Source organism: Sphingomonas sp. 320_CC (genome assembly GCF_059691795.1).
On the sequence record NZ_JCAWAE010000001.1, the window covers coordinates 1,272,669 to 1,284,543 of the forward strand.

General features: G+C 64.6%; 14 protein-coding genes and 2 tRNA genes. 4 read left to right on the plus strand and 12 right to left on the minus strand.

The window, feature by feature from the left end; all coding sequences use genetic code 11:
- Positions 1 to 124 precede the first annotated feature (124 nt).
- Complete coding sequence (locus AC59GX_RS05905; RefSeq protein ID WP_426280590.1) at positions 125 to 385, plus strand: hypothetical protein; 261 nt, start codon at positions 125 to 127, stop codon at positions 383 to 385.
- Positions 386 to 403: 18 nt separating this feature from the next.
- On the plus strand, positions 404 to 1,693 hold the full coding sequence (locus AC59GX_RS05910) for an aspartyl/asparaginyl beta-hydroxylase domain-containing protein (protein ID WP_426280588.1): 1,290 nt from the start codon (positions 404 to 406) through the stop codon (positions 1,691 to 1,693).
- A gap of 34 nt (positions 1,694 to 1,727) precedes the next feature.
- On the opposite strand, the gene AC59GX_RS05915 is transcribed toward AC59GX_RS05910, so the two are convergent.
- The 3 genes from AC59GX_RS05915 to AC59GX_RS05925 form a co-directional block, all read right to left on the minus strand.
- Positions 1,728 to 2,906 carry an aspartyl/asparaginyl beta-hydroxylase domain-containing protein gene (locus tag AC59GX_RS05915; RefSeq protein ID WP_426280587.1) on the minus strand — a complete coding sequence of 393 codons (1,179 nt, stop codon included), beginning with the start codon at positions 2,904 to 2,906 and terminating at the stop codon, positions 1,728 to 1,730.
- Positions 2,907 to 3,171: 265 nt separating this feature from the next.
- Positions 3,172 to 3,246: transfer RNA gene (locus AC59GX_RS05920), tRNA-Gln, on the minus strand.
- A 52-nt stretch (positions 3,247 to 3,298) separates the two neighbouring features.
- Positions 3,299 to 4,408, minus strand: coding sequence for a branched-chain amino acid aminotransferase (locus AC59GX_RS05925; protein WP_426280565.1), 1,110 nt, complete (start codon positions 4,406 to 4,408; stop codon positions 3,299 to 3,301).
- Positions 4,409 to 4,449: 41 nt separating this feature from the next.
- On the opposite strand from AC59GX_RS05925, the gene AC59GX_RS05930 reads away from it, so the two are divergent.
- On the plus strand, positions 4,450 to 4,956 hold the full coding sequence (locus AC59GX_RS05930; RefSeq protein WP_136189767.1) for a MarR family transcriptional regulator: 507 nt from the start codon (positions 4,450 to 4,452) through the stop codon (positions 4,954 to 4,956).
- Positions 4,957 to 5,085: 129 nt separating this feature from the next.
- Positions 5,086 to 5,159, plus strand: a tRNA-Gly gene (locus tag AC59GX_RS05935).
- Between the two features lie 45 nt (positions 5,160 to 5,204).
- Here AC59GX_RS05935 and AC59GX_RS05940 read toward each other — a convergent pair.
- The 9 genes from AC59GX_RS05940 to AC59GX_RS05980 all read right to left on the minus strand — a co-directional run bounded on the left by AC59GX_RS05940 (position 5,205) and on the right by AC59GX_RS05980 (position 11,778).
- A complete protein-coding gene (locus AC59GX_RS05940) occupies positions 5,205 to 6,194 on the minus strand; it encodes a GGDEF domain-containing protein (RefSeq protein ID WP_426280564.1) in 990 nt (329 codons plus the stop codon).
- A complete protein-coding gene (locus AC59GX_RS05945) occupies positions 6,187 to 6,426 on the minus strand; it encodes a hypothetical protein (protein WP_136189769.1) in 240 nt (79 codons plus the stop codon). Before AC59GX_RS05945 ends, AC59GX_RS05940 begins: the two co-directional genes overlap by 8 nt.
- Positions 6,427 to 6,662: 236 nt before the next feature.
- The gene (locus AC59GX_RS05950) at positions 6,663 to 6,806 is read right to left on the minus strand and encodes an entericidin A/B family lipoprotein (RefSeq protein ID WP_136189770.1); all 144 of its coding nucleotides are present in this window, start codon (positions 6,804 to 6,806) and stop codon (positions 6,663 to 6,665) included.
- Positions 6,807 to 6,824: 18 nt separating this feature from the next.
- On the minus strand, positions 6,825 to 7,007 hold the full coding sequence (locus AC59GX_RS05955) for a hypothetical protein (protein ID WP_426280563.1): 183 nt from the start codon (positions 7,005 to 7,007) through the stop codon (positions 6,825 to 6,827).
- A gap of 183 nt (positions 7,008 to 7,190) precedes the next feature.
- Entirely contained in the window at positions 7,191 to 8,321 is a 1,131-nt protein-coding gene (locus AC59GX_RS05960; RefSeq protein ID WP_497301214.1) for a LuxR C-terminal-related transcriptional regulator, read from the minus strand.
- 283 nt (positions 8,322 to 8,604) lie between these two features.
- A complete protein-coding gene (gene aqpZ, locus AC59GX_RS05965) occupies positions 8,605 to 9,393 on the minus strand; it encodes an aquaporin Z (protein ID WP_056486919.1) in 789 nt (262 codons plus the stop codon).
- Between the two features lie 189 nt (positions 9,394 to 9,582).
- Positions 9,583 to 9,867: a CsbD family protein gene (locus AC59GX_RS05970; RefSeq protein WP_426280561.1), complete on the minus strand. Its 285-nt coding sequence runs from the start codon at positions 9,865 to 9,867 to the stop codon at positions 9,583 to 9,585.
- A 38-nt stretch (positions 9,868 to 9,905) separates the two neighbouring features.
- Entirely contained in the window at positions 9,906 to 11,315 is a 1,410-nt protein-coding gene (locus AC59GX_RS05975) for a mechanosensitive ion channel (RefSeq protein WP_253072214.1), read from the minus strand.
- A 97-nt stretch (positions 11,316 to 11,412) separates the two neighbouring features.
- Complete coding sequence (locus AC59GX_RS05980) at positions 11,413 to 11,778, minus strand: hypothetical protein (RefSeq protein WP_426280560.1); 366 nt, start codon at positions 11,776 to 11,778, stop codon at positions 11,413 to 11,415.
- Positions 11,779 to 11,875: the final 97 nt, after the last annotated feature.

Genomic DNA, 11,875 nt, shown 5'->3' on the forward strand with positions numbered 1-11,875 from the left:
CAAAGGGATCGCATATCACGGCGCTGATCGCCACCTGCGAGGCGCGATCGTGCGATTTCCGATTGTGCCCGCGGGCGAATGCGGCATGATACTGCGAAGAACACGATGCCCGGGAGGTTATGCGATGATGAAGCGGATTGCGTTTGGTCTGGCGACGATTGTCATCGCGACATCCTCTGTAGTCGCGCAGCAACCCGAACCGGCGGCACCGGCGAAGGCGGTTGCCAAGCCGGAGCGGCCGATCTGCAAACGCTCCGCACCGTCAGGCTCGCTGGTCGAGACCCGACGCGAATGCCATACGCGTGCCGAATGGAACCGGCTCGCCCAGGAGGGGCGCGCGGCGGGCCAGGATGTGGTCGATCGCGCGGCGATGGGCGGTCAATAAGCGCGCTTGGCGATCGGCGTGAGCAGTCAACTGGCACAACGGGTCGACGCGCTGCTGCGTGACGGCGACCAGGCACACCGGTCGGGCGATGCCGCGCGGTCGGGGGCGGCGTACCGGGAGATCCTGGCGATCGCGCCAGATCATCCCGTCGCGCTCAACGCGCTGGGAATGGCCGCGCTGGGGCGGGACGACCAGGCCGCCGCCGAGTTTTTCGCACGTGCGGCAAATGCCGATCCCGCCGCCGCGCCGCTGTGGATGAACCTGGCGAGCGCGCATCGCGGGTTGGGCGATGCGACGGCGGAGCGGACTGCGCTGGAGCGCGCGCTGGCGCTCGACCAGCGCAACCTGATGGCGAACGTGCGCCTTGCCGAACTGCACGACCGGACCGGCGATGCGGCGCAGGCGGCGTTTCGCTGGGGCGGGGTGGCGACGATCGTCCAATCGATAGCCGATCGATCGCCACCGCTCGATCAACTGCTGGCGCGTGCATCGGAGCGGATCGCCTTCCACGCGCGCGCGCTGTCGGACGATGTCGATGCCGCGATGCAGCCATTGCGGGCGGGTGTGAGCCCCGCACAGCGCCGCCGGTTCGATGCCTGCGTCGATGCGATGCTGGGGCGTCGGACGATCTACGCACCCGCACCGCACGGGATGCATTTCCCGTTCCTCCCGGCCGACGAGTTCTTCGCGCGCGACCATTTCGCCTGGTTGGCGGATTTCGAGGCGGCGACACCCGTTATTCGCGCCGAACTGGACGCGCTGCTCGCCGAACCGTCGGCGGGCTTCTCACCTTACGTGACGATGCCGCTCGGCACGCCGGCCAATCTGTGGAGTCCGTTCGATCGCTCGGACCAGTGGAGCGCACGCTATCTGTGGCGCTACGGGGTCCGCGACGACGCGGTCTGCGCGCGGTGTCCGCAGACCGCGGCGATTCTCGATGCGTTGCCGCTGGCGGATATTCCCGGCCGCGCACCGACCGCATTCTTTTCGGTCCTCAAACCTGGCACGCATTTGCCGCCGCACACGGGGGTCAGCAACATTCGTTCGGTCGTGCACCTGCCGCTGATCGTCCCCGACAAATGCGGTTTCCGCGTCGGCGGCGAGACCCGCGAATGGCGCGTCGGCGAGGCGTTCGTTTTCGACGATACGATCGAGCACGAGGCCTGGAACGACAGCGACACTATCCGGGCCGTCCTGATCGTCGATGTCTGGAATCCCCATCTGACGGCTGACGAGACGGCCATGCTGCGCCGCCTGTTCGGTTCTCTCGGCAACAAGCTCGGCAATAGCGGAGACGTTGCAGACTGAAGCCGGTGCCGACGGGCGGCCCGCAGGGATATGCTCAGCCCGTGTCGATCGCCACGCCTTGATAGGTGTCGATGGCCTCGAAGATATCTGTCAGCGCGGCGCGTTCGTCGGCGGTCAGTTCGGGCCGCCAAACCTCGAACAGCAGGACGATCCGGGTTTCCGTGCCGCGGTTCCACGCCTCATGCTCGAACGAATCGTCGAAAATCAGCATCTCGCCGGCCCGCCACGCGCGCGTTTCGGCCCCGACCCGCAGCGCGCATCCTTCGGGTGCGATCAGCGGCAGATGACAGATCAGCCGCGTGTTGAGCATCCCGTGATGCGGCCGAATGTGCGTGCCCGGCTTCAGCAGCGAGAAGATCGCCATCGGCGAGCGACCCGCGATGATCGGGATCGGTGCTTGCTCGAGTGCGGCCATGGTATGCGGACAGGAGGATGCGTTGGGTTCCACGCGCTCGCCACCGCGCCATAACTGGAACGCGCTCCAGCTTGGATCGTCGAGCAACGGGTTGGCCGGCGCGGGGCGGTCTGGCGTCGATTGGACATAGGGCGCAAAGCCCTTCTCGGCCGCGACGACGCTTTCGAGTTCGGCACGCATGTCTGCGGTCGCGGCCTCGATGGCGGCAACCCACGCGAACTCGTCGCGCTCGAAGAACGCACGCTGCGCAAGCCCGGGAAAATAGAACATCGAAGGCTGTTGCAGATACAGTTCGCGCCGTCCGAGCAGCAGGTCGAGCGCGTACCGCGTACGCCCTCCTGATACGCCAGCGGCAAGACCAGTCCCCGCCAGCGCATCGCCGAGATGTGCGGCAAACCGTTTCGCGCAATCCGCCAGGAACGCTTCACCGGCCTTCAGCATCGGCACCAGGACGGGCGCTATCGTGGCATTCGGCAGCGTGGCGACGTTCAGCGCGGTGCGATAAAAGGATTGCGCCGCGCGCTCGTCGCCGCGTCGGACCTTCAGCGCGGCCATCGTCAACAGCGCAGCCAGGTGGCGTGGTTCTGCTGCCAGGAAATGCACCAGCGCGGTTTCCGCCTCGTCGTCGCGGCCGAGCGACTGCGCGGCTTGTGCGATCAGGAACCACGGCGCGGGCATGCCCGGTGCCCCGTCGCGTAGAAGGGACAGCATTTCATAGGCGCGTGCCGCGTTACCGTTGCGGAGCGCGGCCATCCCGTCGCGCGCGAGATTTTCTGCTTGAGGCCGGGTGAGTTGCATTCCTCCAGCGTAACGATGTGGAGGCGGATGCCAAGTGTGCGGGTCTCACCTGGCTTGAGGCGAGGCATGCTTCGGCGCGGGAATGCGATGTGACCACGTTAGCCGCATTTCGAAGTGGAGATAGTCGATCAGGCGACGCGACGATAAGCGACCGGGAGCGCAGCCAAGGCGGTGACCAGTCCGCGGCCACGCCGTTGGCACAGTCGGCCGTGCTACTGGCGGCGGCTTGCCGATAAATACGGCAGATCCGGAATATGGAAAGAATTGGCTGGGGCGGCAGGGTTCGAACCTGCGCATGGCGGCATCAAAAGCCGCTGCCTTACCACTTGGCGACGCCCCAACAGAGGCGGCCTTATAGCGGGGCAGCGGCGTGTGAAAAGCCCTTGCGGACGTCAATCCGCGAGATGGTGCAGCCAGTTGTTCTCGTCCGGCGCGGTGCCGCGCTGGATCGAGACGAGCGCGTTGCGCATCCGCATCGTCAGTGCGCCCGGAGCGCCGTCGCCGATCGTGAAGCGGCCCTCGGGACTGGCGACGGTGCCGATCGGCGTGACGACCGCCGCGGTACCGCAGGCGAATGCTTCGACCAGGCGACCGCTGGCCGCGTCGGCGCGCCACTGGTCGATGGTGTAGCCTTCCTCGCGGACCGCAATGCCGTTCGCGCGGGCGAGCGTCAGGATCGAGTCGCGGGTGATGCCGGGCAGGATCGTGCCGGTGAGGGCAGGGGTCGCCATGCTGCCGTCGTCGAACACGAAGAAGATGTTCATGCCGCCGAGTTCCTCGACCCAGCGCCGCTCGGCCGCATCGAGGAAGACCACCTGGTCGCAGCCGTTGCGGATCGCCTCGGACTGCGCGAGCAGGCTGGCGGCGTAGTTGCCGCCGCACTTCGCCGCGCCGGTGCCGCCCTGAGCAGCGCGCGTGTATTGCTGGCTCACCCAGATCGACACGGTGGGGGCGCCGCCCTTGAAATAGGCGCCGACCGATGAGGCGAGCACCATGTAGAGATATTCGGCTGACGGCTTCACGCCGAGGAACACTTCGCTCGCGAACATGAACGGGCGCAGGTACAGCGCGCCGCCATCGCTCTCCGGGATCCAGTTCGCATCGGTCTTCACGAGGCGTTCGACCGACTCGAGGAACAGCTCGGCCGGCAGCTCGGGCATCGCGAGGCGCCGTGCCGAATCCTGGAAACGGCGTGCATTCGCCTCGGGGCGGAACAGCGCGGTGCCGCCATCGGCGAGTCGATACGCCTTCATCCCCTCGAAGATCTCCTGCGCATAATGCAGCACCGACGACGCCGGATCGATCGTCAGCGGCGCGCGCGCGGTGATCCGCGCGTCATGCCAGCCCTCGGTCTCGCTGTAGCGGATCATCGCCATGTGATCGGTGAAGACTCGCCCGAATCCGGGATCGATCAGCCGCTTCGCCCGCTCGTTCGCCTCGACCGGAGTCGCGTTCGGCTCATGGCGGAAGGCGGAAGACGGCGTAAAAGCTGGAACGGACATCGAAAATCTCTCTCGTTGCGGGTTGCCGACGACTACGGGCGATGTCTAAACCGGTCAACATGCCTGCCACTCCGTCTTCTGCCTCACCCCTGTTCCTTCGCGAACCCGAACTCCGCCGCGGCATGGAGCTGCTGTACTTCGGTTATAGCCACCTGACGCGGTCGATCGACCAGGGTCTTGCCGAAGAGGGGCTGGGCCGCGCGCACCACCGCGCACTGTATTTCATCGCGCGAAAGCCCGACATGACGGTGAGCGAACTGCTGTCGCTGCTGGCGATCACCAAGCAGTCGCTGGGACGCGTGCTGAACGAACTGGCGGACCGCAAGCTGGTCGAGACGCGGCCGGGCGAGCGCGACCGGCGGCAGCGGCTGCTGCGGTTGACGGCCGAGGGTTCGAAGATGGAGCGCGAACTGTTCGAGGCTGCGCGGATCCGGATGGCCGAGGCGTATGCGAGCGCCGGGCAAAGCGCGGTATCGGGGTTCTGGGCGGTGCTCGAAGGACTGGTGCCGGAGGCGGACCGTTCGCAGGTGTTCGGTCTCCGCGGCTAGTCGGTTCACGCAGGGCAAGTCGGCTCACGCGGGACGATTTGGCGTTGACGTCGCTGCAAGGACTGTGGCACTCGGCCGGTCATCGAGAGCCGGTGCAAGACCCGGACCGACAGGCGTAGATCGCCGTTAGCGGGTGTAGCTCAATGGTAGAGCTTTTGCTTCCCAAGCAAGTGACGAGGGTTCGATTCCCTTCACCCGCTCCACGTTTTCGCTAAAATTATGAACGTCGCCGTTCCGCGTCCGCCGTTCTACATCGGCTCCGCGAGTTGCGTACGGTTCCTGCCGCCGGATTTCGCTGCGTAGAGCATCGTGTCGGCACGTTCGAGCCAGGCGGTTAGCGTGTTGAAGGATGCGGACAGCTCAGCCACGCCGAAGCTCGCGGTTACGTGGATCGTACCGCCGCCATGGAGCGTCATCGGATGTTCGGCGATGGTATTCCGAAGGCGCTCCGCGACGACGAGAGCCGCCGCGCCGCTGGTTTCCGGCATCAGGAGGGCAAATTCCTCGCCGCCGAGACGACCGAACAGGTCGCAAGGGCGTAACGTGGTTTCGGCAAGGCTGGCGATCTGCTTCAGGACCTGATCGCCGATCGAGTGGCCGTAAGTATCGTTCACCCGCTTGAAATGGTCGACGTCGATCATGATCAGCGAACTTGCCCGCCCGTAGCGAAGCGTACGCTCCATTTCCCGTTGCGCCTGATCGACGAAGCCACGCCGGGTCAGCGCGCCAGTCAGATGATCGACCTGTGCGATCAGCCGCAGTTCGAGCTCGTCGCAAACGATGTTGGCGAAATTGCTGAGGATGGCGATGTCCGCGGGGCTGAACCGTCTGGGCCGGGTATCCATCGCGCACAGCGCCCCGACGTTATATCCTTCGGGCGTGCGCAGGGGGATGCCCGCGTAGCTCCGCACATAGGGCGGGCCGACGACGAGCGGACTATCGGCGAACCTCGGGTCGGCCAGCGCGTTTTCGATGATCAACGGGTCGCGTTGCTGGATCGTATGCGTGCAGAACGATACCGCGCGGGGCGTTTCGCTCTGCTCCAAACCGCGTCGCGCCTTGAACCATTGCCGATCGCGATCGACGAGCGTCACGGTCGCCACGGGTACCGCGAGCACCGTGCGGACGAGCGTGACGATCTTCTCGAACGGCTCTTCGACCGCGGTGTCGAGCACGTCGAGGCGACGCAAGGCTGCGACCCGGCCATCGTCGTCGTCGAGCAGCAGGGCGTTATCCATGATCCGGTGCCTTCATCATCGCGCGGATTGCTACGGTGAGATCGTCGGCATAGCTGTCGACCAGAGTGCGGATGCTCGCATCGACGACGTCCTCGCCGAGTCCCGCCGCCCGCAGGCTGACGATCAGTTCGGCAAGATGTGCCTGGTGGCGCTGTACGCTCGCCAACAACTCCGCGGGGATCTCGAGCGGTTCCGCCACGGTGGGGGTAGGCTGAAGTTGATCGATGCGCACGTTCGGCCTCTCATTGCAGCACCGAGTCTTTACAGCCGAACGGTTAACAGAGCTCAAACGGGCCTGTTCGACACTCTCAACGATTCCCGGCTCCAGATAAAAAGATGCCCTGCCGGATCAAGGATCGGCAGGGCATTCCGAGGTTTCACCGTCCGTCGCGAATATCGCCGGATGTTCGTGCCAGCACTGAAAGTCCTGGCGAAAGTCGATTCAAATTGCGGACGGTGCCATGTCCGTTACTTCTTCTTGCCGCTCTCACCCGAGGCGCTCGAGACGGCCGTTCCAGCGGACTTCACATCCTTGCCGACGCCGTTAACCGTGTGACATCCCGTCAACGCCAGGCCTGCAGCAAGTAGTGCCAGTGCAAATACGTTCTTCATACTTGGTCTCTCTCATGTTCAGTGTTTGAGGTGGATGGTGCCGGTGCGACGAGTGCGGCCGACCGCAAGTGAAGTTTTCGGGATACGAGCGGCCTTGGCATCGACGTCAGTTTCGGACGGGGCTGCCCCGGTGAGCTTGAAGATCGCCTCCGCAACCGAGACTCTGGCCTTGTCGGCAAAATCATCGGTATCATCACTCATGAGCACCCATTCTCCATCCGGGTTTGGTCAAGTCCCGTGATTTAGCGTGATCCGAATGACGGCAACAGATCGGGTTGTATCAACCCGATAGTATTTTCGACATCTCGCACGGATACTATCGGGCAGGCGGCGCCTGCTTGGTTCGATCAATATCAGCGGCGTCATCGATCAGGCCAGTGTCCATCAGGGCTGTAGCGTCACGACCGGGACGGGGCTTGGCAGCAGCGTCTTGCGATCGGCCCCATCGCCGAACCCGCGGGCACGCGCCCAGGCCGCCGCCGCCACCCTGCGATTGACGCCGATCTTGCTGTAGACGCGTGCGACATGGTTGCGGACGGTGTTGCCGCTGACGTTCAATGTGCGCGCCATCGTCTTGTCGTCCATGCCCTCGCAAATCAGCGCGAGCACATCGCGTTCGCGCGCGGTCAGGTCGTTCAGGCCCGATGGCGTAACGGCTCGCGGTGGTTCGGACTGCAGTACCAGATTGTCCAGAATGGCGTGGCTGAGCCATTTCGATTCCGAGATCGTCGCCTCGATCGCGGCGGCCAGATTGCGTTCGTCGATCCGACGATTGGTGACGTCCTGAAAGGTCCAAAGCGCGTAGGCCTTGTCGGCGATCATGATCGTGGCCTCCGATATCTGGCATTCGAGACGCTGCCCGCACTTGGTACGGACGGCCCCAGATGCAATTCCCGATGGCCAAATCTCGATGTCATCGGTCGATCGACCGGACAGGTCACTTCGCGAATACCCGATCAGAGAACAGAGACTGTCATTCGCGACGGTCACGAAATTGTCGGCCGGATCGACGATCATCATGCAGGCCGTCGACGTCGCGAACGCGGTTTCGACGCTTGTTCGGAGTTGATCGTAATGGCGTTCGGTCTGCTGCCACGCTTCGATATCCGTCAGCGTAAACAGCATGCACGGCTGGCCGCCGAAGGTGACGGGCTGGCCGGTAACGATCACGGGCCGGCTTGTGCCGTCAGGCATCGCCAGGCTGGCCCGGGTCTGCGGGATCGTCTGCGCGTTGACGAGCGCGCGCTTCACCGCCGCGTAGTTCGCGACGCCCTCGAGGATGTTGCGCTCGTACATCGAGCGGCTCAGCCAATCCTCGTCCGTGCTATCAGTGAGCGCGAGGAAACTACGACTGACCATGACGTAGCGCAGGTCCCGCAAGCCGCAGACGATGGCGGGGGCGGGGTGCGACTCGATCGAGCATTCGAGCCGCGTCATGCGATCTGGCGCATGCCACACGGTGCCCGCGAGCGAGTGGTGAGGCCGTGTGAAGATATCCAGGCAGTCGTTCGTCATGGTCGTTCCTCGTCGTCACGAAGATACACTTAAGTTGATCCATAGATGGAGTGAAAAATCCGTTATACCAAGAATGCCCCATTTCGATACTAAGGAGATCTGTATATTGGCGCGCAATCTGTATGACAGATGAGTCGAAAGGTCAGTGTCGGTTACTTAAGTCGATCCCGATGGTATTAACTATGATATTATCTCAGACCGGTTCTTGTATTGCTGCTTCAGGTGTTGTGTTGTTGTTGACCAGGTGAACTATTGCTTCCCATTCTGGCGGCTGCCGAACTGATTATCCTTCACGCGGCGCAGTATTGCGGTCGTCGCCGACCATCAGTTCGACCGGGGTATCGCCGATCGGGCCTGGCGATTGATCTTCATCGGTATGCGCGAACAGCCAGCGACCGAGAAGGCCAGCCACGGCGGCGCCGCTCAGCGGTGCAATCCAGAACAGCCAGAGCTGCGACAGCGCCCACCCGCCGACGAACAGCGCCGGACCCGTGCTGCGCGCCGGGTTCACCGACGTATTGTCGATCGGGATCGAGATGAGATGGATCAGCGTCAACGCCAGACCGATCGACAGCGGGGCGAACGCTGCCGGAGAGCGCTCGTCGGTCGCGCCGAGGATTACCGTCAGGAAACCGGCGGTCAGCAGTGCCTCCGAAAGGAACGCGGTTGCGGCGCCGTATCCGCCCGGCGAATGCACGCCGTAACCATTCGCGGCGAACCCGCTGGCGACCAGGTCGAACCCTGCGGTCCCCGATGCCAGTGCAGCGAGTGCCGCGCTGCCCAATATGCCGCCGATGACCTGCGCGATGACATAGCCCGGCAGGTCGCGAGCGGGAAAGCGGCCGGCGACCGTCAAGCCGACACTGACGGCTGGGTTGAAGTGGCCGCCCGAAATGAAGCCGACGGCAAACGCCATCGTGAAGACGGTAAGGCCGAACGCCAGTGCCACGCCCGCCATGCCGATCGTGCCGGGGACGCCCGTGCCCGCGGCAAGAACCGCAGCGCCGCAACCACCCAGGACCAGCCAGAACGTGCCGATGACTTCGGCGGCCAGCCGTCGCGCGGTAGCGATACGGCGGGGTCGGGCTGCCTGACCAGCGGGCGTACCGATGGTCGACGTGCGCTGAAGGTGTGGACTGTCGGCCATGTCGTTCGTGCCTAACTGGGGTGCATCGATGAGCGCCCGTCGGTCTTTGGGGTGGCGGGCAGAGCACAGCGATCGCTGCCCCGCCCGCCGATCAGAGCGTTTCCGTCTGGCGGCTTACTTGCCGCGCAGGGTGTTGATGACCGCGATGCCGAGCACGCCGGCCACGGCGGCCGCGGTGAAGGGGCGCTCCTTCGAGAACTGGCGAACATAGTCGAGCAGCGGGCGGATATTGTCCTGGACGACGTCCTTCGCCTGGCCGACGGTCTTCTGGATCGTGCCGCCAAGCTGATCCGCGGTGCCTTCGCTCTGCAACGACGTGTCGCCGATCACGCCGCCGAGCGTTTCCTTGAGCTTGCCGCCGACGTTGGTGGCTGCGCCGTTGAGGGTATCGGTGTTCATGAGAATCTCCTTTGATTGTCTAGGGAAGGACGGTCAGATCAGGGGCGGTCGGTAAGGTCCCGCATGTCGCCACGGTCATCCTGACGGGCGAGATCGCCGTCCGTCTGACGATCCATCCCTGAGGGTGGCGTCGTGCGGTCGCCGTCGATCGCCCGATCGGCGGGGTTATCGGTCGACTTGGCACCGTCGAGCATCCGCTTCACGGCATTCCCGGCTGCATCGCGACCACCCAGGCCGAACGCCAGGGCAAAGGCGACTGCGATCGCACCGAGCAGCAACCCGAACGCCAGGTTGATGATGTCGTCGGCCAGACCCATGAAGCGCAGGCCGATCGCGGTGCCGAGCACGATGATCGCGATCCGTACGACGGGGGCGGCAACGCGCGTGCCCTGGTCGCCGTTGCGCTCGATGGCGTGCGCCACGAAGCGGGCGATGACGACCGATGCGAAGATGATGATCGCCCCGAACACGACCTGCCCGAACAGCGTCAGCACCTCGGCCATGATCTGCGAGCCATAGGCGAAGTTCAGCTGGCGGAACGCTTCCATCAGGCCGAAGATCAGGATCGCGACGAACGCGCCGGTGCCGACCGTCTTCGATGGCACGAACGACGGACCGGTCGACTGGCCGGTGGTGCCGAGCTCGCGGTTCTCCGTGTTGCCGAAGATGCCGATCGACCCGATCGTCCGGTCGAAGCCGGTCGTTGCCAGGAACTGCGTCAACAGACGCGACGCGAACTTGGCGATGACATAGGCGACGGCGAGGATCATGCCGGCGGCGATGACGTGCGGGATGGCGTCGAGGATGATGCGCAGCATGGCGGTTGCCGGCTGCGAGATCGCCGCGATGTTCAGCGTGTCGAGCGCCGCGATCGAGACCGGGATGATGATCAAGGCGAACACGATGCCACCGATGGTACGCGGCAGCATCGTCGGGTCGGTCGGCGTGGTCGCGCCGACATGCGTCGAGAAACGCTCGACATGGCTGGCCGTGATGACCGCCTCGACCGCCTTCTTGGCGACCTTGGCGAGGACATAGCCGAGGAAGAAGATCAGCGCTGCGCCGATGATCCGCGGGATGGCCGTGCCGAAGCCCTGCAACATGTCGCCGAGCGGGCCGGTTGCGCCGGCGAGGCCCAGTGGCTGCGTGGCGAGGAACAGCGCGATCAGGAGGACCACCCAATAGGCGGCATCACCGACCTGCGCGCCGATCGTGGTCGGGTTGCGCGGGTTGGCATTCGGCTCGTTGGCGTGGATCGCGAGCGGCGTCTTGTTGACGAGCTTGGCGACGCCCCATTTCACGGCACGCGCGATCGCCCAGCCAATGACGAGGATGATCAGCGCCGCGATGATCCGGGGTGTCCAGATCTCGACATAGCTCCAGGCTTGCGCCCCGAAATCGCGGGTGTTCGATACGACCGTATCGCCCGCATAGGTTACGTCTTGCATGTGTGTGTCCCTTGAAACCCTCTACGGGGCCTGACGTCTGCCGTTCGCGGCATCGTGCGCCTTGGGTGTGCCTTGGCCTCGATGCCGCGGTTCCGGATTAGAGTGGTGATGCGGGGTCGGTCAGGATGCCGCACGCAGCAGCGGCCTTGCCGACCTCGAGTGGTACCTTGGGATCCTTGACCTGACCCGACACGCGAACGAAGTCGCTGGCCGTCAGGCGGCCCGGCGTGGTGTCGCCTTCGCGCGACGCCTTGGCTGCGCGACCGAGCTGCTGGAGCTGGCCAAGCGACAGGTTCGCCTCGAGCCGGTCGCCGACGCACTGCGACTGCGCAGGCTGGAAGCCATACCCCTCGAGCGAGGTGGCGATCTTCGCCGACGGATTGACGCACGCAGCGAGCGACAGCGTGGTGATGCCGACAGCAGCAAGCGCCGCGACGCGTGAAAAACTAGGATGCCGAGTCATGAAAAGCCCCTCTTGTCGGGGCCATGACATCAGGCCGGAGTGGCCCGCGATCCGATGATCCCGAGCGCCAAACCCTTCAATTCATTTAAAAGTTTCT

What these genes read in the sequence shown, in the direction of transcription:
- AC59GX_RS05905 (WP_426280590.1), top strand. Translation starts at nt 125, where the DNA reads ATGATGAAGCGGATTGCGTTTGGTCTGGCGACGATTGTCATCGCGACA.
- AC59GX_RS05915 (WP_426280587.1), bottom strand. Translation starts at nt 2,906, where the DNA reads ATGCAACTCACCCGGCCTCAAGCAGAAAATCTCGCGCGCGACGGGATG.
- AC59GX_RS05925 (WP_426280565.1), bottom strand. Translation starts at nt 4,408, where the DNA reads ATGTCCGTTCCAGCTTTTACGCCGTCTTCCGCCTTCCGCCATGAGCCG.
- AC59GX_RS05930 (WP_136189767.1), top strand. Translation starts at nt 4,450, where the DNA reads ATGTCTAAACCGGTCAACATGCCTGCCACTCCGTCTTCTGCCTCACCC.
- AC59GX_RS05940 (WP_426280564.1), bottom strand. Translation starts at nt 6,194, where the DNA reads ATGGATAACGCCCTGCTGCTCGACGACGACGATGGCCGGGTCGCAGCC.
- AC59GX_RS05950 (WP_136189770.1), bottom strand. Translation starts at nt 6,806, where the DNA reads ATGAAGAACGTATTTGCACTGGCACTACTTGCTGCAGGCCTGGCGTTG.
- AC59GX_RS05955 (WP_426280563.1), bottom strand. Translation starts at nt 7,007, where the DNA reads ATGAGTGATGATACCGATGATTTTGCCGACAAGGCCAGAGTCTCGGTT.
- AC59GX_RS05960 (WP_497301214.1), bottom strand. Translation starts at nt 8,321, where the DNA reads ATGACGAACGACTGCCTGGATATCTTCACACGGCCTCACCACTCGCTC.
- AC59GX_RS05970 (WP_426280561.1), bottom strand. Translation starts at nt 9,867, where the DNA reads ATGAACACCGATACCCTCAACGGCGCAGCCACCAACGTCGGCGGCAAG.
- AC59GX_RS05975 (WP_253072214.1), bottom strand. Translation starts at nt 11,315, where the DNA reads ATGCAAGACGTAACCTATGCGGGCGATACGGTCGTATCGAACACCCGC.
- AC59GX_RS05980 (WP_426280560.1), bottom strand. Translation starts at nt 11,778, where the DNA reads ATGACTCGGCATCCTAGTTTTTCACGCGTCGCGGCGCTTGCTGCTGTC.